Annotated in this window: 26 protein-coding genes; 5 read left to right on the top strand and 21 right to left on the bottom strand. The window is 41.0% G+C overall.

The window, feature by feature from the left end; translation table 11 throughout:
* Positions 1 to 115 precede the first annotated feature (115 nt).
* From rfbD to dnaG, 5 genes are all read right to left on the bottom strand, one after another.
* The gene (rfbD, locus tag HMPREF2571_RS07495) at positions 116 to 967 is read right to left on the bottom strand and encodes a dTDP-4-dehydrorhamnose reductase (protein ID WP_070847591.1); all 852 of its coding nucleotides are present in this window, start codon (positions 965 to 967) and stop codon (positions 116 to 118) included.
* Between the two features lie 61 nt (positions 968 to 1,028).
* Entirely contained in the window at positions 1,029 to 1,955 is a 927-nt protein-coding gene (locus HMPREF2571_RS07490; RefSeq protein ID WP_070847588.1) for a glycosyltransferase family 2 protein, read from the bottom strand.
* 10 nt (positions 1,956 to 1,965) lie between these two features.
* A complete protein-coding gene (locus HMPREF2571_RS07485; protein ID WP_002886809.1) occupies positions 1,966 to 2,301 on the bottom strand; it encodes a metal-sulfur cluster assembly factor in 336 nt (111 codons plus the stop codon).
* Between the two features lie 53 nt (positions 2,302 to 2,354).
* A complete protein-coding gene (rpoD, locus tag HMPREF2571_RS07480; protein ID WP_070847586.1) occupies positions 2,355 to 3,464 on the bottom strand; it encodes an RNA polymerase sigma factor RpoD in 1,110 nt (369 codons plus the stop codon).
* A gap of 3 nt (positions 3,465 to 3,467) precedes the next feature.
* A complete protein-coding gene (dnaG, locus tag HMPREF2571_RS07475; protein ID WP_070847583.1) occupies positions 3,468 to 5,279 on the bottom strand; it encodes a DNA primase in 1,812 nt (603 codons plus the stop codon).
* A 162-nt stretch (positions 5,280 to 5,441) separates the two neighbouring features.
* Here dnaG and mscL point away from each other — a divergent pair, with 162 nt between their 5' ends.
* Complete coding sequence (mscL, locus tag HMPREF2571_RS07470) at positions 5,442 to 5,819, top strand: large conductance mechanosensitive channel protein MscL (RefSeq protein WP_045768500.1); 378 nt, start codon at positions 5,442 to 5,444, stop codon at positions 5,817 to 5,819.
* Between the two features lie 148 nt (positions 5,820 to 5,967).
* Here mscL and rpsU read toward each other — a convergent pair whose 3' ends face one another.
* The 9 genes from rpsU to HMPREF2571_RS07420 all read right to left on the bottom strand — a co-directional run bounded on the left by rpsU (position 5,968) and on the right by HMPREF2571_RS07420 (position 14,759).
* The gene (gene rpsU, locus HMPREF2571_RS07465) at positions 5,968 to 6,144 is read right to left on the bottom strand and encodes a 30S ribosomal protein S21 (RefSeq protein ID WP_002884573.1); all 177 of its coding nucleotides are present in this window, start codon (positions 6,142 to 6,144) and stop codon (positions 5,968 to 5,970) included.
* 192 nt (positions 6,145 to 6,336) lie between these two features.
* Positions 6,337 to 7,131 carry an ABC transporter substrate-binding protein gene (locus HMPREF2571_RS07460; RefSeq protein WP_002886806.1) on the bottom strand — a complete coding sequence of 265 codons (795 nt, stop codon included), beginning with the start codon at positions 7,129 to 7,131 and terminating at the stop codon, positions 6,337 to 6,339.
* Positions 7,132 to 7,192: 61 nt separating this feature from the next.
* The gene (locus tag HMPREF2571_RS07455) at positions 7,193 to 8,302 is read right to left on the bottom strand and encodes an aminotransferase (RefSeq protein ID WP_049554122.1); all 1,110 of its coding nucleotides are present in this window, start codon (positions 8,300 to 8,302) and stop codon (positions 7,193 to 7,195) included.
* Between the two features lie 244 nt (positions 8,303 to 8,546).
* Complete coding sequence (locus tag HMPREF2571_RS07450; RefSeq protein ID WP_002884336.1) at positions 8,547 to 9,344, bottom strand: transporter substrate-binding domain-containing protein; 798 nt, start codon at positions 9,342 to 9,344, stop codon at positions 8,547 to 8,549.
* Between the two features lie 11 nt (positions 9,345 to 9,355).
* Complete coding sequence (locus HMPREF2571_RS07445) at positions 9,356 to 10,168, bottom strand: transporter substrate-binding domain-containing protein (protein ID WP_070847580.1); 813 nt, start codon at positions 10,166 to 10,168, stop codon at positions 9,356 to 9,358.
* 215 nt (positions 10,169 to 10,383) lie between these two features.
* Positions 10,384 to 10,848 (bottom strand): 8-oxo-dGTP diphosphatase, encoded by a 465-nt coding sequence (locus tag HMPREF2571_RS07440; RefSeq protein ID WP_002886803.1) that lies wholly within the window; start codon positions 10,846 to 10,848, stop codon positions 10,384 to 10,386.
* A gap of 303 nt (positions 10,849 to 11,151) precedes the next feature.
* Positions 11,152 to 13,143 (bottom strand): excinuclease ABC subunit UvrB, encoded by a 1,992-nt coding sequence (gene uvrB / locus HMPREF2571_RS07430; RefSeq protein ID WP_037598320.1) that lies wholly within the window; start codon positions 13,141 to 13,143, stop codon positions 11,152 to 11,154.
* Positions 13,133 to 13,753, bottom strand: a complete 621-nt coding sequence (locus HMPREF2571_RS07425) for a hypothetical protein (RefSeq protein WP_070847577.1) — start codon at positions 13,751 to 13,753, stop codon at positions 13,133 to 13,135. Before HMPREF2571_RS07425 ends, uvrB begins: the two co-directional genes overlap by 11 nt.
* Before the next feature lie 70 nt (positions 13,754 to 13,823).
* Positions 13,824 to 14,759 (bottom strand): CPBP family intramembrane glutamic endopeptidase, encoded by a 936-nt coding sequence (locus HMPREF2571_RS07420; protein WP_070847575.1) that lies wholly within the window; start codon positions 14,757 to 14,759, stop codon positions 13,824 to 13,826.
* Positions 14,760 to 14,957: 198 nt separating this feature from the next.
* On the opposite strand from HMPREF2571_RS07420, the gene HMPREF2571_RS07415 reads away from it, so the two are divergent.
* Together HMPREF2571_RS07415 and HMPREF2571_RS07410 are read left to right on the top strand one after the other, a co-directional pair.
* Positions 14,958 to 17,156: an ABC transporter substrate-binding protein/permease gene (locus HMPREF2571_RS07415; RefSeq protein WP_002886798.1), complete on the top strand. Its 2,199-nt coding sequence runs from the start codon at positions 14,958 to 14,960 to the stop codon at positions 17,154 to 17,156.
* Entirely contained in the window at positions 17,156 to 17,896 is a 741-nt protein-coding gene (locus HMPREF2571_RS07410) for an amino acid ABC transporter ATP-binding protein (RefSeq protein ID WP_002886797.1), read from the top strand. The genes HMPREF2571_RS07415 and HMPREF2571_RS07410 overlap by 1 nt, the downstream gene beginning before the upstream one ends.
* 73 nt (positions 17,897 to 17,969) lie before the next feature.
* Here the strand turns inward: HMPREF2571_RS07410 and HMPREF2571_RS07405 are convergent, their stop codons facing one another.
* The 7 genes from HMPREF2571_RS07405 to HMPREF2571_RS07375 all read right to left on the bottom strand — a co-directional run bounded on the left by HMPREF2571_RS07405 (position 17,970) and on the right by HMPREF2571_RS07375 (position 22,475).
* Positions 17,970 to 18,167, bottom strand: coding sequence for a hypothetical protein (locus tag HMPREF2571_RS07405; RefSeq protein ID WP_002884415.1), 198 nt, complete (start codon positions 18,165 to 18,167; stop codon positions 17,970 to 17,972).
* A 127-nt stretch (positions 18,168 to 18,294) separates the two neighbouring features.
* Positions 18,295 to 19,608, bottom strand: a complete 1,314-nt coding sequence (gene obgE, locus HMPREF2571_RS07400; protein WP_002884694.1) for a GTPase ObgE — start codon at positions 19,606 to 19,608, stop codon at positions 18,295 to 18,297.
* A gap of 94 nt (positions 19,609 to 19,702) precedes the next feature.
* The gene (locus HMPREF2571_RS07395) at positions 19,703 to 19,831 is read right to left on the bottom strand and encodes a DUF4044 domain-containing protein (RefSeq protein ID WP_002884629.1); all 129 of its coding nucleotides are present in this window, start codon (positions 19,829 to 19,831) and stop codon (positions 19,703 to 19,705) included.
* Positions 19,832 to 19,912: 81 nt separating this feature from the next.
* Positions 19,913 to 20,644 carry a pseudouridine synthase gene (locus tag HMPREF2571_RS07390; protein ID WP_070847573.1) on the bottom strand — a complete coding sequence of 244 codons (732 nt, stop codon included), beginning with the start codon at positions 20,642 to 20,644 and terminating at the stop codon, positions 19,913 to 19,915.
* Positions 20,645 to 21,619 (bottom strand): GyrI-like domain-containing protein, encoded by a 975-nt coding sequence (locus HMPREF2571_RS07385; RefSeq protein ID WP_070847571.1) that lies wholly within the window; start codon positions 21,617 to 21,619, stop codon positions 20,645 to 20,647. It abuts the gene before it with no gap.
* A 13-nt stretch (positions 21,620 to 21,632) separates the two neighbouring features.
* Positions 21,633 to 22,016: a PaaI family thioesterase gene (locus HMPREF2571_RS07380; RefSeq protein WP_002886793.1), complete on the bottom strand. Its 384-nt coding sequence runs from the start codon at positions 22,014 to 22,016 to the stop codon at positions 21,633 to 21,635.
* A gap of 93 nt (positions 22,017 to 22,109) precedes the next feature.
* Entirely contained in the window at positions 22,110 to 22,475 is a 366-nt protein-coding gene (locus HMPREF2571_RS07375; RefSeq protein WP_002886792.1) for an OsmC family protein, read from the bottom strand.
* Between the two features lie 247 nt (positions 22,476 to 22,722).
* Here HMPREF2571_RS07375 and HMPREF2571_RS07370 point away from each other — a divergent pair, with 247 nt between their 5' ends.
* Together HMPREF2571_RS07370 and HMPREF2571_RS07365 are read left to right on the top strand one after the other, a co-directional pair.
* A complete protein-coding gene (locus HMPREF2571_RS07370) occupies positions 22,723 to 23,088 on the top strand; it encodes a hypothetical protein (protein WP_013990188.1) in 366 nt (121 codons plus the stop codon).
* Between the two features lie 115 nt (positions 23,089 to 23,203).
* The coding region (locus HMPREF2571_RS07365; protein ID WP_070847569.1) for a DMT family transporter at positions 23,204 to 24,111 on the top strand (908 nt) is incomplete at its 3' end.

Below are 24,111 nucleotides of genomic sequence, written 5' to 3'. Positions count from 1 at the left end.
TAATGCAAACAGAAAAAGGGACCTCTAGAGATCCCTTCAGAATGAAGACAAACATCAAAAACGATGTTTGTCTTCATTCTGAGATGGTACGAAACCATCTTCTATATTTTAGTTCTTATTTCACTTCTTGTTTGTAGAACTCTTTCAAAGCATCTTGCCATGTTGGAATGACAAATCCTGTAGCCTTAGCCTTATCCAAACTCATTGTTGAGTTAAGTGGGCGTTTAGCTTTAGCTGGGAATTGGCTTGAATCAACAGGTTTCACTTCAACATCAGTATCTTTGAGGATTTCAACCGCAAAGTCATACCAAGTTGTATCTTCTGCTGCATCATTTGACAAGTGATAGTAACCATATTCCTTACGATTTTCAGCCAAATAAGTCATAAACTCTGCCAAAGTACGTGTCCAAGTTGGACGACCGTGTTGGTCATTAACAACTGTAAGTGTCTTGTGAGTCTTAGCAAGGTTTTGCATAGTGAAGACAAAGTTCTTACCATAGTTACCGAAGACCCATGCAGTACGGATAATATAGTAGTTTGACACATGTTTTTCGACTAACTCTTCACCCATGCGTTTTGTACGGCCATACTCTGTCTGTGGATCTGGTTTATCATCAACTTCCCACTCTTGACCGACTGGTTTTTTACCATCAAAAACGTAGTCCGTTGAAATATAAACCAATGTTGCACTATGTTTTTCAGCAGCCTTAGCAACATTTTCAGTACCTGTCACGTTGATAGCATAGTCAAGCTCTTTACCTTCATCTTCAGCAGAATCAACAGCTGTGTAAGCAGCACAGTGATAAACCAAGGTTGGTTTTACTTCTGCAAATACTTCATCTACTTTGGCAGCATCAGTGATGTCCATTTCTGCCACATCTACTGCTACATACTCTTCGTTACGTTCGTCAAGAAGATGACGAAGCTCAGTTCCGAGTTGGCCATTTGCACCTGTTACTAGAATCATATTTTTCTCCTTGTAATTTTCATTAATAGCACTTTAATTCTAACAAAAAAAGGGTGAAATTTCACCCTTTTTCTTTAATAACATACACTGGTCGTTTCTTGGTTTCTAAAAAAATCTTGGAAATGTAGTGACCGATGATTCCAAGCGCTAAGAGCTGAATCCCCCCTATAAAGAGGATAATAGAGACAAGGCTCGCCCAACCAGCTACGCTTCCACCAATGGTCAACTTTCTGATGATGACGAAAATAATTCCAACCAAAGAAATCAAGAATGAGAAGGTCCCTGCCCATGTGGCAAGCTTCAAGGGTACTTCTGAGAAGTTGATAAAGCCATCAAGTGAGTAACTCAATAGGCTCCAGAAAGACCATGAAGTCTCTCCCGCCACACGTTCACGATTTTCATAAGAGACGTAGGCCACGTCAAAGCCGACCCAAGAAAAGAGGCCTTTTGAAAAGCGATTGACTTCCTTGAGCTCAAGAATGGCATCAACGACTTGACGAGTCATCAAGCGGAAATCACGTGCCCCATCCACCATTTCAGTATCAGAAACTTTATTAATCAACCAATAGAAGGCCTTAGCAAAGAGTGAACGAATAGGTGGCTCACCCTTACGGTCTGCACGTCTTGTCCCGACAACGTCGTAACCTTCTTGGATTTTGGCATACATCTCGATGAGCAGTTCAGGGGGATCTTGAAGATCGGCATCCATAACTGTGACGTAGTCACCTTGGGCTGCTTCAAGTCCTGCAAGTAAACCTGCTTCCTTCCCAAAATTACGAGAGAAAGAGAGATAGTGAACATTTTCAAATTGCTTTGAAACCTGTCTTAGAACTTCTAAGGTGCGATCTTTTGAACCGTCATTGACAAAGTAATAGTTGAAAGCCAACTGGTTGGCCATTTGTCGCTCAACTGCCTGACAAGCCTCTAAAAAAGGATGAATAGTCTCTTCCTCGTTATAACAAGGAACAACGATAGCCAGTGTTTTCATAAGATTTCTCCTAACGAATACCTAGGGCGATACGGGCATAACGACTCATCTTTTCAACAGTCCAAGCTGGTGTCCAGACCAACTTAACCTCAGTCTTAGTGACTTCTGGCACTTCTTTCATAGCGTCATAAATTTGGTCTGTCAAAAGATCTGCCAAGGGGCATCCCATAGTCGTCAAGGTCATATCGATTTCAGTATAACCATCTTGCTGGAAACGGATATCGTAAATGAGGCCAAGGTTGACAATATCAATCCCCAACTCTGGATCAATGACCATTTCTAAGGCTTCCAAGATACGGTCTTTGATTTTTTCAATTTCTGCTTCAGTGTATTTTACTTCAGACATAGCTTTTCCTCCAAAATCAGGGCCTAATAATCAGGCCCCTTCCATTTACTATCTTAGTCTTCAATAAAGTCTTTAAGTTGTTTACTACGGCTTGGGTGGCGCAATTTACGAAGGGCTTTAGCTTCAATCTGACGAATACGTTCACGAGTAACGTTGAAGACTTTACCAACATCTTCCAAAGTACGCATCTTCCCATCATCAAGACCGAAACGAAGACGAAGAACATTCTCTTCACGGTCTGTAAGAGTATCAAGCACTTCATCCAATTGTTCACGAAGAACCACACGAGTTGTGTAATCTACTGGATTTTCAATAACTTCATCCTCGATAAAGTCACCCAAATGGCTATCATCTTCTTCACCGATAGGTGTTTCAAGAGAAACTGGCTCTTGAGCAATCTTAAGGATTTCACGAACCTTATCTGGAGTCATATCCATACGTTCAGCGATTTGCTCAGGAGTTGGATCTTGTCCCAACTCTTGCAAGAGGTTACGTTGCTCACGTACCAATTTATTAATAGTTTCAACCATGTGAACTGGGATACGGATGGTACGTGCTTGGTCTGCGATAGCACGAGTGATTGCTTGACGGATCCACCATGTCGCATAAGTTGAGAATTTGAAACCTTTAGAGTAGTCAAATTTATCAACGGCTTTCATAAGCCCCATGTTACCTTCTTGAATCAAGTCCAAGAAATGCATACCACGTCCCACATAACGTTTAGCGATTGAGACTACCAAACGAAGGTTGGCTTCTGCCAAACGTTGTTTAGCTTCCAAGTCACCATTTTCAACAGCGATAGCCAATTCTTTTTCCTCTTCGTTACTCAAGAGAGGCACTACCCCAATCTCTTTGAGGTACATACGAACAGGGTCATTGACCTTAGCTGAGTTTGAACCAAGAAGCTCCTCGTCTGTCAATTCTTCTGGTTTTGGGGCTTCAACAACATATTTAGATGAAGGATTTCCGTCCTTATCAGTGATAGAGATACCACCGTCTGTCAAACGTTCCAAAAGGTCATCAATCCCATCAGCATCAAGAACAAATGGGATAACTAGTTTTTCTGTGACTTCATCATCAATTGCTGTACCAGCTTTTTTGTGGTTACGAATGAAATCAGCGACTTGAACGCTAAATGCTGTATTTTGTTTTTTCTTTGCCATGTGTTACTCCATATCTCGTTTTTGGGCGATGAGCATCTGCAGGGCTTCCACCGCTGCATCCACATCACCGTGGTTACTTGATTCTCTTATTTGTTTACTTTGCTTACGAAAGTCCTGTTCCCTCAAAAAATGATTTCTACGCTCTTCGATAGCCTGAACTTCTTCAAGACTAGTTTCAGGTGGTAAAATCTCCTCTAAAACCTGATAATAGGCTGTTTGCATCTCTTGAGAAAGTAGAGACAAAGCTACGGTATCAATCTGACCATCTTGTTTCAGAATATGATAAAGCTCCTCTAACTCAGGTGTTTGGAAGAAAAACTCCTCTCTCATGCGATAGTCATTCAAAATCATAGGATGATTAAGCATACGATGGAAGAGTTGATTTTCCGCCCGACGAAGACCTGTAATCTTAGGTGTAGAAGGTAGTTTGACCGTTCCTCTGAGTCCTGACGCTGAAGACTCATAAGCACTATTACTAGCAGCCGATAATTGAGCCGTCTGCTGATTCCTCATGGTCAACCGTTCGTTATTGACCGCTTGCTCGACTTGGAAAAAATCAAAGTCTGGCAAAAGGTCAGCTACCTTAGAAATGTAGGAATTTTGTGCTGTCACAGAAGGTGACTTGGCAATAATCTTAGCAATCTGCTCAACATAGGCAATCTCTGCTTGAAGATTGTCTACATTAGCGGGCTTGAGCTGTCCTATCCAAAATTCCACATCTGAAATGCGGGACTCGACCAAAAGTTTCCCCAAAGCCTCTTCGGATGTTTTCTGTAGATATTCATCAGGGTCCATATTGTCTGGAATTTTAACAATATCAACTTGAAAATCCGATAAAAGCTCAAGAGACTTGGCAATCGCATTTTGCCCAGCCTTATCACCATCATAGGTCAGAACAATTTTCTTGGTGAGTTTACGCAGACGATTGACATGTTCAGGAGTCAACGCCGTCCCCATAGAAGCCACAGCATTAACATGCCCAGCCCTATAAGCGGCAATGACATCCATGAATCCCTCCATCAGATAGACCTCATGGGTCTTCTGAATCACCGGCTTAGCCTGATCGAGGTGGTAGAGTTCGTAAGACTTATTGAAAATGCGGGTAGCCCTCGTATTTTTGTACTTGGCTTGTCCTTTTTCAATATCGTCCTTGGTCCAAACACGTCCTGAAAAACCGATAGTCTTTCCAAACTCATTCTTAAGCGGAAACATGATTCGATTTTTAAAAGTATCGAAAAGACGATTACTTTCAGAAAGATTAAAAAGACCTGATTCTGTCAGCACCTCTTCGTCATATTTTTTTGATACAGACTGATAGAGATAATCTGGTTCGTCAGGGGCTAGACCAATCTGGAAGGTCTTAAGTAAATCGTCAGTCATACCACGCTCATAGAGGTAGGCACGCGCTGCTTCTCCTATCTTAGTCGTCATCAGAACTGCGTGATAAAACTTAAGCGCATCCTCATGAAGATCATAGAAGGCTTGATTAGGAGAATTCTGCTGCTGAGCCTGTCTTGGTGCATCTATCGTAACTGCAATACCTAAGCGGTCTGCCAGAACCTTGACACTTTCTTGGAAAGAAATCTGACGGTATTCCTCTAAAAATTTAAAGACATCCCCAGACTTTCCACAACCAAAACAATGATAAAACTGCCTATCCTCGATAACATTAAATGAGGGGGTTTTCTCCTTATGGAAGGGGCAGAGACCGAGGTAATTTCGACCTGCGCGATTAAGACTGACAACTTCACCAATCACGTCGACGATATTGGTACTGCTCTTAATATCTTCTATTAAAGCTTTATCAATTACCATCTAACTGCCCCCTATCTTACCATAATTGCATTACTTCTAATTATAACACGATGAAAAATGAAAGTAAAATAAAATTGATTTTTCATGAGCAAATCCCTTGTCAAGAATTACAAAATTGGATAAACTATTAAAAATAAATAAAAGAAGGGAATCATTATCAAAATGATTAAAGAACTTAAAGATTTTTTATTCAGGGGGAATGTCCTTGATCTTGCTGTAGCCGTTGTTATGGGAGCTGCCTTCAACGCTATCATCACTTCACTTGTAAGTGATATTATCACTCCAGTTATCCTTAACCCAGTTGTTAAAGCTGCTAACGTTGAAAACCTCTCTAAATTGTCATGGAACGGTATCGCTTACGGTAACTTCTTGAGTGCAATTATCAACTTCATCATCGTTGGTACTACCCTCTTCTTCGTTGTTAAAGCTGCTAACCACGCTGTAGCTCTCGATAAAAAAGAAGAAGCTACTGAAGAAGCAGCAGCTCCATCACAAGAAGAATTGCTTGCTGAAATCCGCGATCTTCTTGCAAACAAATAATCTTTATTTGTTCACCTAAAAGCATATGAAACTTAAGACGCCTGAACTATCAGACGTCTTATTTTTTTATACCAAGAGACTTATTTATTCGAGGAAAAAGAAAAAACTTGAGTAATCTCAAGCTTTTTTCTGTTAATTTCATTCTTAATTAGAATTTTTTACGTTTGCGAGCTGCCTCTGATTTACGTTTACGTTTTACAGAAGGTTTTTCGTAATGTTCACGTTTACGAGCCTCTTGAAGAGTACCAGCTTTAGTCACAGAACGTTTGAAACGACGAAGAGCGTCGTCAAGTGATTCGTTTTTACGTACTACTGTTTTTGACATTGAATTCACCTCCTCAAGATAATGTAACATTTTACACGTTCTATTCAAGTATACAAGACTGATCTTTTTCTGTCAAGAAATATCTTTTAAGTTTGAGTAATTTTGATGTCAACACTATTTTCTAAGTCTTATTGGAGATTATCAGGGGCTTTACCATACAAAAAACTAGAGGAATCATCCTCTAGCTCTCTTTTATTCAACTGCTGTGTATTTAGAAGCATCCTTGATGTACTCGTCGTAAGTACCATTGTCTTTCAATTTCTTGATAACCTTGTTTACTGCTTCTTTCAATTTGTCATTACCTTTAGCCATAGCGACTGCTTTAGCATCACCATCATCAACTTTGAGGGCAACACTTGCCAAAGCCAAATCTGGATTTTGTGCCACGTAACCTTCTGCTACTGGTTTTTCAAGGTCAACAGCATCAACTTGGCCAGACTTAACTTCGTTAATAGCTTCACCCATTGCTGTAAGTGATACGACTGTTGAGTCTTTTAACTGTTTCTTAGCAAGTCCTTCTTCGATAGTACCTTTTTGAACAGCTACTTTTTTACCCTTGAAAGCATCTAGGCTTGAGTAGGTAGATTCTTGATCTTTACGAACAATGATAGCATTTTGTGTTTCGTAGTAAGGATCTGAGAAATCGAAGGTTTTCTTACGTTCATCTGTTACTGAGATACCAGAGATAGCGATATCAGCCTTACCAGCTTGAAGGCTAGAAAGGACATTGTCAAAGCTCATAGTTGTCACTTCAAGTTTAACCCCAAGTTCATCAGCGATAGCTTGTGCCAACTTGATGTCTGAACCGACAACTTGGTCTTTACCGTCGACCAAAGTTTTGAACTCAAATGGTGCATAGTCTGGACTGACAGCCACGACAAGTTTTTTATTTTCTTTAATAGATTCGTAAGCGTCTTTTTTTGACCCACATGCTACCAAGGTAACGGCAGCAAGGAGAGCCATGGCTCCAAGGAAAAGTTTTTTCATAAGAAACTCCTGTATAAATATAATTTTTGCTCGTTTATTTTACTTGAAATTAGTGGTATTGTCAACATTTATTAAGAAATTGCGACAATTTTTCTAAGCCCTTTTGAAGGACTTCCTTGTCACAGCAATAACCGATGCGAACATGGGACTCCTTGTCAAAACGGTTACCCGGAACCACAAGAACACCATAGTCCTGAAGAAGCTCTAAAGCAAAATCTTCGATAGGACGATTCACATCTAATTTGACGAAAGAGGTGGAAACACTAGCAGGTCTAATCCATGACGCCTTAGGTTCCTTGGCAATCCACGCATCCATAAGAGCTAGATTTTCCTCTACAATCTGACGATTACGTTCTAGGATGGCTTCTTTATTTTCCAAGACAAGGGTAGCCACCATATCATCAAAGACACCAGCACAAATCATCGTGTAGTCGCGGTAGTCACGCAGAATATCCGCCACCTCTGTGTTAGAAGCAACCCAACCCACACGAATACCAGGAATGGAATAGGTCTTTGACAGACTATTGACGGCAATGCCCTTTTCATACAAATCCACAATAGAAGGTGCAGGCTGGTCAAAACTGCGATAGACCTCATCTGAGAAGATATAGGCGTCTACTTCTTTAGCGATAGCCACTAGCTCCTCGAGGTAAGCAGCGTCCATAAGGGCACCGGTAGGATTGTTGGCATTGTTAATACAGATCATCTTTGTATTAGGACGAATCAGACGACGGAGTTGGTCCAAATCAGGCAACCACCCCTTGTCCTCTTCAACCGCCCAGAGATCCACATCTGCTCCTAGTGACTTAGGAATGTCATAGAGCTGCTGATAAGTTGGATACATGGAGATGACATGGTCTTCAGGCTCAATAAGAGCGTAAAGGGCTAGCATCGTCGCTCCCGTTGCCCCGTTGGTTTGGAGGATATTATCAACCGGCATGTTCTTGTATAAACTAGCCACCTGAGTTTTGAACTCTGGTGCCCCCTCAATCCAGCCGTAATCCATCTTTTTCTTTAGCAGTTGGGCAAAAAAGGCGTCCTTATCAAGGCCTGACAGGTCAAATAATTCTTCCATTGTGAGGGCCTTAATTGAAACTCCTGCGATATCATATATGGCAGATTTTTCATGGACATTAAGCCATTCTTCAACACCAAAACGTGGTAGCTTCATAGTTTCTCCTTGCTTTTCTTAAGCACTCTATACGATGTCATTTGTCTATTGAACAGACTTACCTACTTTGATAATAACCGTTTTTAGCAGAGAATTCAATAAAAAATGGGGTATTGCCCCATTTTAGATTTAAGAATTTTTGGAGACTCCCCCTAAGTGAGTAAAGCGAGGACCAAACGAGACTTTTCACTGTTGATGAAAGCACCTGAAACGAGCATGTTTCAGGTGCTCGGGAGTTTTAAATTTACTTACTTTGTTTGTAGGTTGATGCTTCTTTCAACCATTGGTCAAATTTTCCAGAGTCCTTAGTCTCTTTGATGACGGCATTGATTTCTTTAAGCAAGTCATCTGAACCCTTACGTGTTGCGACGGCATAAGCATCTGTACCATCTGACTTGAGATTAAAGTTGGCAAGGGTTAAATCATCATTTTGAGCGATATAACCTTCTGCAATGGCCTTCTCAAGTACAACTGCTTGAAGCTGACCTGATTTAAGTTCGTTAATCATTTCACCATTTGAAGCTAGTGATACGACACTTGCCTTAGGGATTTGTTTCTTAGCAACGGTTTCTTGGACAGACCCTTTTTGCGTACCGACCGTTTGTTTAGCGAGACTATCAGTGCTTGTGTAGTCATTTACCTTGTCTTTTTTGACAATCACTACATTTTCTGACGTATAGTAGCTGTCTGAAAAATCATAAACCTTCTTACGTTCGTCTGTCACCGAAATACCAGCAATGGCGATATCAGCTTTACCACTTTGCACGTTAGCAAGAACATTATCAAAAGACATTACTGAAAATTCAACTTTTACACCGAGTTTTTCACCGATAGCTTTGGCCAACTCGATATCTGCTCCAACCAGCGTATCTTTGCCGTTAACCAACGATTTGAACTCAAAAGGCGCAAATTCAGATTCTGTTGCCACGACAATTTTCTTCTTTTCCTTAATCGTTTTGGGACTTACTCCCTGACTTCCGCTACAAGCAACTAGAAAGCAGGTAGCGACTAGAGCTGTAAGGATAAACCAAAATTTCTTCATATAATAACCCCTTATTTAGTAGAACTCTTAAGAGAGAGAGCATAGGCATCTTTAACATAGCTGTCAATCTTACCTTCTTTTTTGAGTTTAGCGATAACCTTATTAACCTTTGCTTTTAGCTTATCGCTTCCTTTAGGCATTGCGACGGCATAGGCATCTTTTGAATCTGACTTGAGCGTAATGTCTGACACAGCTAGATCACTATTTTGATCTACATAACCTTGTGCAATGGCTTTTTCAAGAACTACTCCTTCAACTTGACCAGATTTCAATTCGTTGATAGCTTCACCAGGTTGTGCCAAGGATACCACATTAGCATCTGACAAGTTGGCTTTGGCGATATTTTCTTGAATAGAACCTTTTTGAACGGCTACAGATTTTTTAGCAAAATCGCCGGTTTGTTTGTAAGTTCCTGTTGCATCTTTTTTGACAACAAGAACCGTTTCAGACTCATAGTAGGTGTCTGAGAAATCAAAGATTTTCTGACGTTCTTCAGTGGCTGAAATTCCTGAAATGGCGATGTCTGCCTTGCCAGATTGAACATTGGCTAAGACATTATCAAAAGACATTTCAGAGAATTTGACTTTTACACCAAGCTCATCTGCAATAGCCTTAGCAATTTCGACATCTGCCCCAACAATCGTATCCTTACCATTTTGGATTGTCTTGAATTCAAAAGGAGCAAAGTGAGGATTAAGAGCAACTGTCAAAGTTCCTTTATCTTGTACCTTTTCCAAAGTGTCCTTCGACGAAGAACAAGCTGCTAAAGTCGTCAAAGCAAAGATCCCTGCAAATCCTAACAAAAATTTTTTCCATGTTTTCATAATCAATCTCTTTTCTATATTTATTAACTTATGTAAGTATAATAATGTATTATTATGCATTTGTCAATGAAAAAATGAACTTTTATAGATTATAATTTTTATTTTTATTAATTTCATCATCATTACAAAATCTGAAAATCACTTATTTAAAGCTCTTTTATCTGATTTTAAAGACAAAAAAACTATTCATTCATTTGAATAAATAGTTCATATTCTTACCAAAATTCTCGGATAAAGTCATTTTCAAGACGCTCACGATAGAAAAGTTCAGAGAGTTGATCCTCTTCAAACACGCGCAAGAGGTTGAGCATGTCATAGGCCAGCTCCATCTTAGGCACATCTTCCCTGGCAACCCAACGGACTTCTCCCTCTTCTGTCGAATGAATGTCACCTTCAAAGTCTGAAGTTCTATAGAGGAAAACAAGATAACGCTCGTCATCTGTCGTGTACCAATGCTTCATACCAACCAATTTAGGATTTTTAATGGTCAATCCAGTTTCTTCCTTGACCTCACGAATAACTGACTCCACTAGCCCCTCGTGTGCTTCAATATGACCACCAGGCAAGGCAGCCCCCGACCAGGAATAACGCTTGGGATCGCGAATTTGCATGACAATATTTCCATGGTCATCTTCGATAAGACACATGTTGGTCAGAATAGTAGCTTGTGAACGTGACATAGATAGTCCTTTCTAGTAAGTAGTCAAATAATACCATGACAATCAATTATTTTGTCGTAAATAAAGATAAAGAGCAGCATAGAAAACCATAAACAATATATAACCAAACATTGGTATCCAAACAAGTTCTCTTTTTATCGTCCACATGGGCTCAAAAATAATTTGCGGATTATCTTCATTCATATCACTTATACCTACCATAGCATGCAACAGAAATACAATAAGGTTAAAATTTAAACCAATAAAAGCCGCAATTTTTCTCTGGCCCATCTTGTTAAAGTGTTAACCCAAGGCTCAGTATTTCTAATCCATACTCTTCAGTTCTAACACCATGTCACGGATTTGTGCAGCCAATTCAAAGTCAAGCAGTTCTGCTGCTTCATGCATTTGTTTTTGGAGTTTCTTGATGGCTTCTTGACGTTCTTTCTTGTTCATGGCACTGTAATCCACAGTATCCTCTGCCACTTCTGCTTCATTAGCCTTGGTAATAGAAATAAGGTCACGAATTTCTTTCTTAATCGTTTGTGGAACAATGCCATGCTCCTTATTATAGGCCATCTGGATTTCACGACGACGAGCAGTTTCATCCATGGCCTTCTGCATAGACTCTGTAATCTTATCCGCATACATGATAACGTGCCCCTCACTATTTCGGGCAGCACGTCCGATTGTTTGGATAAGTCCACGTTCATTACGAAGGAAGCCTTCCTTATCAGCATCCAAAATAGCAACCAGACTAACTTCAGGAACGTCAATCCCCTCACGGAGAAGGTTAATACCGATAAGAACATCAAAGACACCCAAACGTAAGTCACGGATAATCTCAGTACGCTCTAGAGTCTTAATGTCAGAGTGCATGTATTTGACCTTGACACCCATTTCCTTAAGATAGTCAGTCAAGTCTTCAGCCATCTTCTTAGTCAATGTTGTTACAAAGACACGCTCGCCTTTTTCAGTACGGGCATTAATTTCACCAAGGAGGTCATCCATTTGACCCATAGTTGGACGAACTTCGACTTCTGGATCAAGAAGCCCTGTCGGACGGATGATTTGCTCAACCACAGTCTCGGTCTGTTCCATCTCATAGTCGCCTGGGGTAGCAGACACATAGACAATCTGATGCACATGACTCTCGAATTCTTCACGTCGAAGTGGACGGTTATCAAGCGCCGATGGCAAACGGAAACCGTAATCAACCAACATCTTCTTACGAGCTTGGTCCCCGTTATACATTCCCTTAATCTGACCCATTGTCATGTGACTTTCATCAATCATGATGAGGAAATCTTCTGGGAAGAAATCAAGCAAGGTGAACGGTGGCTCGCCCTCTTTTCGCCCATCCATGTGTCGTGAGTAGTTTTCAACACCATTTGTGTAGCCCATCTCACGAAGCATTTCAACATCGTATTCTGTCCTTTGTCGGATACGTTGAGCCTCGATGAGCTTACCCTCAGCTTCAAATTGTTTAACTTGAGCTTCCATCTCTTCCATAATATTCTTGATGGCCTCTTCCATATGCTCTTCATTAGTCATAAAGTGAGTCGCCGGGAAAAGAACAAGGTGCTCGACTTCACCGAGATTGCGTCCTGTCAAACTCTCAATCTCACAGATGCGGTCAATCTCATCACCGAAAAATTCGACACGAAAGGCGTGCTCATCACGGCTGGCAGGAAAAATTTCGACCACATCGCCACGCACACGGAATTTCCCACGTTGGAAATCAATATCGTTTCGCTCAAACTGGATATCAACTAGGTCATTTAGCAGCTTGTCTCGAGAAATCTCTTGGCCTGGTCGAAGGCTGACTGCCGAATCAGCATATTCTTTGGGCGAACCCAAACCGTAAATACAAGAAACAGAAGCCACAACGATAACATCATTACGCTCAAGGAGGGCCGACGTTGCTGAGTGTCGTAGCTTATCAATTTCATCGTTTACAGAGCTATCTTTTTCGATATAGGTATCTGATGATGGTACATAAGCCTCTGGCTGATAGAAATCGTAGTAGGAAACGAAGTATTCCACAGCATTGTCTGGGAAAAACTCCTTGAATTCTCCGTAAAGCTGACCTGCCAAAGTTTTATTGTGGGCAATAACCAAGGTTGGTTTATTCACGCGCTGGATGACCTGACTCATGGTATAGGTCTTACCTGTCCCTGTCGCTCCCTTTAGGATTTGAGCCTTCTCCCCACCTTCGATATTATCAACCAAGGTTTCGATGGCCTGAGGTTGGTCCCCAGAAGGTTCATATTTAGAAACCAAATGAAATTGGTTGTCTTCTTTTCTATCTATCATGGTTTTTCCTTTCATTTATGTAATCATTCATCTCTTGGTCGGAGAAAAATTCTCCTTCTGCGATAGGAATGTGAATCATTCGTGTCTCAGCAACGTATTTGCGCTTTCTTCGTGTCTGATAACCGAGTTTTTTATCATATTTCAAGGCCGTTTTACTATCTTTGAAAAAAATGTATAAAACTCTATACCTCTTCCTTTCCCAAGACCTTATATTTCCGAAATCATCGATACGTTTTAGGATATAGTATATAGTTGATGAGTGCTTGGCATCATCCATTGGCGTTGACCAGTCCTTCATAACCAAGTCAATCTCAGACAGCGGAATCTCAAAGGTGACCCGTCCACATAACCTTCCATAATAAATAAAGGTATCATTGTTAATTTCCAAAATTTTTTTATGACCTTTAAGTCTCACAATACCGTCAACTAAATTAGTCAGAGCATGAAGAAATATTAGTAAAATGAAGAAGGCAACACAGTTATCTACAAAGTTCCCAAAACGATAATCATCTAAAAGAAACCAGCAGAATAGACCGGTGGAAGCGACAAGAAATATAAGTCCATAGACAATTTGGACACAAATCATACCTCGCTCAAGTCTAACTCTCATCTCTTCCCCTTTTCCAAACTTTCTTCTATTTTAACACAGAAGTAAAAAGACCGAGTCTTTGAACTCAGCCTTAAAAGTTTTCTTTTTTCAATTGTAGACGAAGGATAATAATCCCTACCAAGAGAACGAGACAGGTAACGATATTCCCTTCCAGACCAAAGGCTCCACCTGATAACCAATCAGGCACGCCTGACCTGGCCTGAAAGTGCAATAAGCTACCGCCTGCATTCTGCCCACTAACTGCCACGCCAACTATATTCCCTTGCGCAAAGTTCCAAGCACCGTGAAGGGCAGCGACACCCCAGATATTATCTGTCTTGAGCATGTAAAGAGCCAAAAGAACTCCTACTAGAACAATACTGATTAGAGACAAGGCGGTAACACCCTGGTTTCCTAGGTGTAATATTGAAAAGAAAGAACTTGAAATAGCAATTCCCCAGGAAAGGTTCAATTTATTAGTCACCGTCTGAAGTAACCATCCACGTGTCACCAGTTCCTCGGTTCCACCTTGGATAAACCAGAAAGGGATTAGGGATAGTATGTATAAGAGGGTTCTCTGAGAAAAGTCTACTTTTACAAATTCTAACCCTCCAAGTAAATAAGTCCCAAGGAAACTAACTAACAAGAGCAGGGTTCCCAATCCCCAGCCCTTAAGCAGGTTCAACCAAATATGACCCTTGAAGAATCCCAGTGTACGAATGGGACGTTTTTCAACAACTTTAACCCAGAAAAAGATAGCTAAGGCAGTAAAGGCAAAGGCTCCCAACTGAAAATACAAGGTTGAAAATATTTTATAGTAAATCGAATGTATATCCTGGAACTGAATGTTGCCATTTAATACTAAGAACGAAAGAACAATAGCCATTGGAATTCCCACAACAATCCCTGATAGAAATCCACTTATAAGGAAATAACCCAAGGCAATAAAACAGGACAGCATAATCATCAGCCAACTTGGAACTTTATCATATCGGCTAGTATATTTCTCAAGCATACGTTTCTTCATTTTTCAGCTCCTGTAACAAATCTTACATGTATTCGATTACAGTGTAACTAATTGACACAAGCTTGTCAACTTCTTCTCAGATAGCTCTCATAGCTAACGAACCTTGTTACATTTCCTAACATCAAACTTCAAGAAGTTTGATAACAAGACCTTTTTTTGATAGAATAGGAAGGTATTTTATAAAGGAGACTTTTTATAATGAAGAAAAAACTTCTGACACTCTTCTTGAGTGCCATGTCAGTTTTCTTTGTTTTCGGAGTTAAGGTATCTGCTGAAACAATTTCAGTCGTTTCAGACACAGCCTATGCCCCATTTGAATTCAAAGATTCTGATCAGACCTACAAAGGTATCGACGTTGATATCATCAACGAAGTTGCCAAACGTAAAAATTGGGATGTTAACCAAACCTTCCCTGGTTTCGATGCAGCTGTTAACGCTGTTCAATCAGGCCAAGCAGACGCCCTAATGGCCGGTACTACTGTTACCGATGCACGTAAGAAGGTCTTCACTTTCTCAGACACTTATTACGACACTTCAATTGTTATCTATACACGTAGCAGCGACAAAGTCAGCGACTACAAACAATTGAAGGGTAAAACAGTCGGTGTTAAAAACGGTACCGCTGCTCAAACTTGGCTTGATAAAAACGCTAGCAAATATGGTTTTACAGTTAAAACTTTTGACACTAGCGACTTGATGAACAATAGCTTGGATTCTGGTTCTGTTGACGCAGCTATGGACGACACACCAGTTGTTAAATACGCTATTGGTCAAGGAAAAGACTATGCTATCAACATTAAGCCTGAATCTATCGGTAGCTTCGCTTTCGCTGTTAAAAAAGGCGGAAAACACGAAAATCTTATCAAAGACTTCAACGAAGCTCTTAAGGAAATGAAGAAAGACGGCACCTACGACAAAATCATGAACAAATGGTTGGGTGACTCAGAAAAATCTTCTTCATCAAAACCTTCAGCAGATCTTAAATTGACTGGTGATGCTAATGCAAAAGCCACTCCTGCTAAGGAAACCTACACTATCTCAATGGACTCATCTTTTGCTCCATTCGAATACCAAAATGGTTCAGGTAAATATGTAGGTATCGATGTTGATATCATCAATGCTATTGCTAAAAACCAAGGCTTCAATGTCAAATTGACAAACCCTGGTTTCGATGCATCACTTAATGCTGTACAATCTAGCCAAGCTGATGCCGTATTGGCTGGTATGACCATCACTGATGCTCGTAAACAAATCTTTGACTTTTCTGATCCTTACTACACATCAAACATTCGTTTGGCTGTAGCTAAAGGAAGTAAGGTTAAATCTTACAAGGATCTTAAAGGTAAGACTGTAGGAGCTAAAAACGGTACGTCATCTTACTCATGGTTGGAAGACCACGCTGGTGAATATGGCTTTACTGTTCGTGCTTACGATGAAGCTTCTACTATGTATGACAGCTTGAACTCTGGTTCAATCGATGCTCTTATGGATGATGAAGCCGTTCTTCTATACGCTATCCAACAAGGACGTAACTTTACAACACCAATTGAAGGTATTGCTACTGGTGAAGTCGGATTTGCTGTTAAAAAAGGCACTAACCCTGAGTTGATTGAGATGTTCAACAATGGTTTGGCTGCTATCGTTAAAGATGGTACTTACGATAAGATTATCAATAAATACCTTGATAGCAACAAATCAAAAGAAGGAAGCTCAAAAAAAGCTACCGATGAAACAACCATCGTAGGCTTGATTAAAAACAACTACAAACAACTTCTCCAAGGTCTTGGAATTACCCTTGGATTGACCCTTCTTTCATTTGCTATTGCCATGATTATCGGTGTTATCTTCGGTATGATGGCAGTTGCACCAAACAAGACACTCCGCGTGATTTCTCAAGTCTTTGTTGACGTGGTTCGTGGTATCCCATTGATGATTGTTGCAGCCTTCATCTACTGGGGTATTCCTAACTTGATTGAAAATATCACTGGTCACCAATCACCAATCAATGACTTTGTGGCAGCGACAATTGCCCTCTCACTTAACGGTGGTGCTTACATTGCCGAAATTGTACGTGGTGGTATCGAAGCTGTTCCTATTGGTCAGATGGAAGCCAGTCGAAGCTTGGGTGTCCCTTACAATACAACAATGCGTAAGGTTATCTTGCCACAGGCGGTTCGCTTGATGTTGCCAAACTTCATCAACCAATTTGTTATCTCATTGAAAGATACGACTATCGTATCAGCTATCGGTTTGGTTGAACTCTTCCAAACTGGTAAAATCATCATTGCTCGTAACTACCAATCATTCCGTATGTATGCAATCTTGGCCATCCTTTACTTGGTCATCATCACATGCTTGACGAAATTGGCTAAACGACTAGAAAAGAGACTTAAATAATGGCTGAATTGAAAATCGATGTGCAGGACTTGCACAAATCATACGGCGACAATGAAGTCCTTAAAGGCATTGACGCCAAATTCTACGAAGGTGACGTTGTATGTATCATCGGTCCTTCAGGTTCAGGTAAATCAACCTTCCTTCGTACGCTTAACCTACTTGAAACAGTGACATCTGGTAAAGTAGTCGTTGATGGCTATGAATTATCAGATTCTAAGACAAATCTTGACAAAGCCCGTGAAAATATCGGAATGGTCTTCCAACATTTCAACCTTTTCCCACATATGACAGTCCTTGAAAACGTGACATTTGCACCTGTTGAACTCGGACGTATGAACAAGGAAGAAGCTGATAAATTAGCTATGGATCTTCTTGATCGTGTGGGACTTGCTGACAAGGCAGATGCAATGCCAGATAGCCTATCAGGTGGACAAAAACAACGTGTGGCAATTGCCCGTGGTTTGGCAATGAATCCTGATATCATGCTCTTTGACGAACCGACTTCTGCCCTTGACCCTGAAATGGTCGGAGACGTTCTTAACGTTATGAAAGAATTGGCAGAGCAAGGTATGACCATGATTATCGTTACTCACGAAATGGGATTTGCTCGTCAAGTTGCCAACCGAGTAATCTTTACTGCGGACGGTGAGTTCCTCGAAGATGGTACTCCAGATCAAATCTTTGATAACCCACAACACCCACGTTTGAAAGAATTCTTGGACAAGGTTCTAAACGCCTAATTATCAAAACAGTTACTCTTGCTAGAGTAGCTGTTTTTGATTACCATTTTGGATAAGAAAAACAGAGCAAGTGCTAGACTTGCTCTGTTTCTTCATTTAGTTCAGGGTGTTTTGCTGCTTCTTCCCTTGCCAAGCGCTCACGCTCAAGACGGAGTTTTCGGTTAGGATTTAAGCGCGTAAAGAGTTCTTCAAGTTTCTTTGGATTCCAAACATCGGCCGCAGAAACAAAATTTCCATCTTTATCCCTGAAGGATATCGGTTTATCTCCCATTGTAAACCTCTTATTTCAATATTTTTATATTCACCAACTTCACACAGTTAGTGAGGTTGATAGGTAGTCCGCCATAGCGGCTGCCGTAGACTATCTTGTGCTTCAGCACTTAGAGAGTCTTTCAACGTCAATCAACAAACTCAAACTCGAAGTTACCGATACGAACGATGTCGCCATCCTTAGCACCACGTTCACGAAGCGCTTCATCAACTCCCATACCACGCAATTGACGTGCAAATTTCATGATAGATTCGTCACGTTCCATGTTAGTCATGACAAAGAGTTTTTCAAGTTTCTCACCAGAAAGTACCCATGAGGCATCGTCATCACGGCTAATTTCAAATGGACGTTCATCCTCGTTAAAGCCGTAGTACACTTCTTCTTGTTCCATATCGTCTTCGCTATAAAGCAAGAATTCATCAGTCTCATCAAGTAACTCTGCAGTAGCTTCCAAGAGATTTTCCAAACCTTGGTGAGCCAAACTTGAAATTGGGAAAATTTGTGGCAACTCATCAAATTCATCATAGTTAGCAGCCAATTTTTCTTTAAACTCTTTCAAGTTTTCCTCAGCCCCAGGCATGTCCATCTTATTAGCCACAATAATTTGTGGACGTTCCATCAAGCGAAGGTTGTAAGTTTCCAACTCTTTGTTAATTTGAAGATAATCCTCGTAAGGATCACGCCCTTCACTCGCTGACATATCAATCACATGAAGGATAACACGTGTACGCTCAATATGGCGAAGGAACTGTGTTCCCAAACCAACACCCTGGCTAGCCCCCTCAATCAATCCTGGAAGGTCAGCCATGGCAAAGCTCTCACCTGACTTCGTACGAACCATCCCCAAGTTAGGAACAATTGTCGTAAAGTGATAGGCACCAATCTTTGGTTTTGCTGCGGTTACCACACTGAGGATTGTTGATTTACCAACAGATGGGAAACCAACCAAACCAACATCCGCCAAAATCTTCAATTCCAATTGAAGTTCACGCTCTTCACCTGGTTCACCATTTTCAGCGATTTCAGGAGCAGGGTTACGAGGTGTCGCAAAACGGATATTTCCACGTCCACCACGTCCACCGTGAGCAATGACAAACTCTTGGCCATCCTCAACCATATCAGTAATGACCTTACCGGTCTCAGCATCACGAACTGTCGTACCAGGTGGGATGCTAACGATGAGGTCTTCAGCACCTCGTCCGTGCATTCCCTTGGTCATCCCTTTTTCGCCATTCTTAGCCTTGAATTTACGATTATAACGGAAATCCATAAGGGTACGCAAGCCTTCGTCAACCTTGAAAATGACTGAGCCACCCTTACCACCGTCACCGCCCCAAGGACCGCCATTGGGTACATATTTCTCACGACGGAAGGCAACCATCCCGTCTCCACCACGACCAGCTTTGACACTAATCTTGGCTGTATCTAAAAACATACTCATCTATATTTCTCTCTTTCTGATTTGTATGCCATGTACAAATTCAATCACAAACGAAAGAATTTCCGACATACACAAAAAAACGCTTGATAGCGTCTTAAAGGACAGCTGCGACTGCTTGGAAAATCAATGCCCCAACTGTTACTAATAGCATAATCAAAACGACCAATACTGTTAGACGTTCAAAAAATGATTTCTTACGTGGTCCGTTATCTCCAAATGCCACTTGAATTTACCTCGTTTTTTCTTCTATTATTTCACAATAATAGTAACAAAAATCTGCCTATTTCGCAACTCTTAGACTAGCTTAAGCCAAAGGAATTCCAAAAACCGTTAAAGCTTCCAACTCCTCCTCGGTCAAACGTCGCCAAGCACCGACCTCTAAATCACTGGGCAGGCTTAAAGGCCCCATACTTAGACGTTGTAACTCTGTCACTTCCTTACCACAAGCTGCCACCATACGCTTAACCTGATGAAATTTCCCTTCAGCAATGGTAATCTGAACCAGGCTAGTCCCAGTAGCCCTATCTACTGAAATAATCTCTAGTTTAGCTGGTTGGCAAGTGTGATCTTTGAGTTCAATTCCTTTTTCAAAAGCCAGAATATCCTCCTGATCCATGATTCCATCAACCTTAGCCTGATAAATCTTATCAACATGTTTCTTTGGAGACAGCATAGCGTGAGCTAAATCGCCATTATTGGTCAAAAGCAAGAGACCGTGAGTATCAATATCCAAACGTCCAACAGGAAAGACCTGCTTATGTCTGGCTGTATCATCCAGTAAATCAAGCACTGTCTTGTGACGAGCATCCTCCGTCGCTGAAATGACACCCTGAGGCTTATTTAAAAGATAGTAAACAAAGGTCTCGTGTGTTAATGCTTGACCTTGAAAAGCAATCTGGTCTTGATTCTCATCAATCTGAGTCTTAGGTGATGTCTCCACCTGACCATTTACGGTCACTTGCTTCTTTTTGAGAAAGGTCTTGACTTGACTGCGACTACCAACACCACAATCAACCAAAAACTTATCCAGACGCATCTATACTTCCTCCTTTATTGGAATCCAAACTTCCATTTCATAATCTTCAGCCTGACGATTCCCTGGTGGATAAACCTCTACAGTTGGCTGATTAATCATTTCAAAATGTTTCTTAGCATAATGAAAACTCTCCCAAACAGCTGCGGTTGCAGGCCCTCTAAGTGTAAAAACCGCATAAGTAGCTGGTGCAAGAGCAATCATTTCCATACTATCATCCTCACCAGCCAAGGCCGTTACATAAGTCTTGCGACTGCCATCATTGATCCGAATACCATAGGTAGGAACAGCCAAATCATCTTGTTCTGCCAAAAAGGGTACCCAAAGGAAGTCTGTTGGCTTACCTAGTTCCTCGCCCTCAAAAGCCATCCCTGAAAAACTCAAAAATCCCTTTTGAACAACCTTCACATCATAACGAACGGTTACTAAATCTAGCTTTTGAATCACCTTTTTCAGTTTTGTCAGTTCAACTGGAACCTCATCCGCTAGGACATAGGAAATCCTTTCTACAAATGCTTCTTTTTCAGCATTACCAGAACCTATAGGAACCAAAACCCAATCTTCTGCTGTAACACTTTGGTCTTCACAAAGGTAGGTAAAGTGCTTTCCTCCTTCGTTAAAAGACACATCAGCTAAACGAAAAAGGGGCTCAGGCAAATCGACAACCACCATCTCAAGCCCCTTTGCTTGAAACAAGAGCTCTTGATCTCTTAAACGCACTTTCATAGCCAAGCTATCACTATCAATAGAAAAGCTGTTATCCAAGTCCATTACAGACTGAAAGAAGGCCTGGTGTAACCCTGAAAAAGTCCAGACAGCATGCCAACGACACATCATCTCATAATCATCAATGGTCACAAGAAGAGAGAGCTCCTGCTGGTCTGACGCATAAGAATAGGCTTGAACGCTCAATTGGTCTGGTGTCAGGTAGTCATTAACAAAGACCGCAAAGTCATCCATGGTTTGAAAATCTGACATAAACGCTCCTTTTCTATTCCTCGACCGAGCCTGTCACATACATGGTAAATGTAGCCCTTGTAAGGATTTTCTCTTCCTGATTAGTAATGACAACTTCCACCACCTTAGTCGTCTTACCATTATGAACACACAGACCTTCAATCTTGAGTTGGTCAGACAAATGCCCTGCCTTGAGATAATTGATATTAGACTGAAGCGTCACCGCATAGTCACCTGTTGAAATGGCTACGAGCCCTGCGACCTGATCACAAAGCGTAAACAAATAGCCTCCGTGAGCATTACCAAAATAATTCAGGGACTTCTCGACTACCATAGTTGTCACGATGACATGGCCCGTTTCAAATAGTTCTTCTTGAAAATTCTCAAACACTCGGATTTCATGTAGTTTGTCTTGCATAGCAAGCCCTCCTATTGTTGCTCATTCCACAGCTAGTGAAATGACACGTCTTTATCTACTAGTATAACACGAAGTTCATAAAGGATAGTAAGCTTATTTGGCTAAGCTAATATCAACCTGAATATCTTCACGAAAGAGCTTCTTCACTCGGCAAAAATTATCCACAAAAGCCAAGAGTTCTTGCTCATTTTCCAAAATCAGATCCTCAGGTAAATGAATGGCAAGGGTGAACTGCCCTTCTTCATAGTTGGAATCAACCTGAATAGCAAGCTCCTCGATTCCCTGATACTTGGCAAAATAGCTCTGTAGACACATGGTCACACAGGAAGCCAAGGCAATATTCACCAAGCTCATCGGTGTTTCCCCATCTTCCGTATAGCCAAAAAGTTCTACAGGTGCTCCGTAACCCTCTGAAAGCGAATGGAAACGTTTGTCACCTTTAATTGTTGTTTGATACATCATGTCACCTCAATCTATTTTTTATTATTATAACAAAGAGAGGCCTAAGTACCGAGCTGAACGCTTTGAAATATCTATCAAAAGAAGAAAAAGCGTAAAGGCTTGTAGCTCTTATTTTCCAATAGATTAGCCTTGTACAACACGGATATTACCGAGGGATTACAGTTGATTAAAAATAACTGGAAGCGCTTTTAAAATTTCATTTTTTCATTTAAAATGAATTTACTAAGGAAAAAGGGAGACTATTATGAAAACATTTTCTAAATTAACTTTAGCCTCTGTCTCAGTTCTTGCCTTGTTGACCTTAGCAGCATGTGGCAACTCTAAAGACAAAACTGACTCGTCATCTTCAACAACATCATCAAGCAAGGTGACCAAAGAATCTTCTTCAACTGATTCAAGTGCTTCAGTAAAAGTCAACAAAGACGGATCAACTGAGGTCAGCGACGGAAACGGTAACTCAGCAAAAACAAACGGCAATAATACTGTCGAAGCCAACGATAGCGAAGGTAACAGCGCAACAGTTGGTCAAGACGGCTCAGTCGAAGTTAATAGCCAAGACGGTACAAATGTCAAAGTTGGATCAGACGGAACTGTCTCAATTGGTAACTAAATAAGATAAAAAAGGCTAGCTCTTCTGCTAGTCTATTTTTTAGATTTAGATTGATGTAAACGCTTCCTGAAAGTGCTATAATAGGCGTGGAAATCCAAATTCAGGAGGTGAGACAATGAAAAATAAAATCATCTTGGGATGTCTGGCTGCAGCGACTTGTGAAATTCTCTTTGGTCTCAGTTTTATCTTTACTAAATCTATTACAGCACAGGTCAGTGACCTGGCTTTAATCTCTTGGCGCTTTGTCACAGCCTTCCTTTTTATCAACCTCTATTTTCTCATCAGTCGACGTCGGATAAACATGAACGGTAGAAATCTTAAACCCCTGACACGTATTGCCATCCTCAATCCGATAATCTATTTTATCTGTGAAACCATTGGCATTCGTATGACGACGGCTTCTGAAAGTGGAGCCTTTCTTGCCTGCATCCCAGTCGTTGCCCTTATCATGTCTAGCCTTATTTTAAAAGAATGGCCCAGCCGTTGGCAGGTGGTCGGTGTCATCACAACCCTCATCGGTATCATCATAGCTGTCTTTGCTGCTGGCGGTTCTACCCACTTCTCCCTTGTGGGCTACTTGATTCTAGGTCTAGCAGTTGTCTCCTACGCCCTCTATTGCGTTGATGTCGAAAGAGCCAGTCAATTCAGTAGCCTTGAGATTACCTACTTTATGCTTGCCAGTGGTTGTCTGACATTTGGACTCTTTGCACTCAGCCAAGGCTTTCTAGCAGGTGATTTGAAAGAGCTCTTGCTTCTCCCTGTGAGCAATCCAAAATTCACTATCACTATCATTTATCAAGGCTTGGGATGCAGTGTTCTGGGCTATCTGCTTTCAAATTTTGCCATCGCAAATATCGGGGTCAACCGAACAGCATCCTTTATTGGGATTTCGACCATTATCTCAATTCTAGCTGCTGTTGTCGTCTTAGGAGAACCCTTCTCGCAGCTACAAATTTTTGCAGGCATTTTAGTCGTCCTGGGCGTCTATGTAGCCAATCATAACCACCCGTCTAACGGGTGGTT

Origin of the sequence: Streptococcus sp. HMSC068F04 (genome assembly GCF_001837455.1) — a bacterium.
GTDB classification, from domain to species: Bacteria; Bacillota; Bacilli; order Lactobacillales; family Streptococcaceae; genus Streptococcus; species Streptococcus salivarius_D.
Note: the sequence above shows the minus strand (reverse complement) of the source record. Positions and strands in the feature narration are given on the sequence as shown.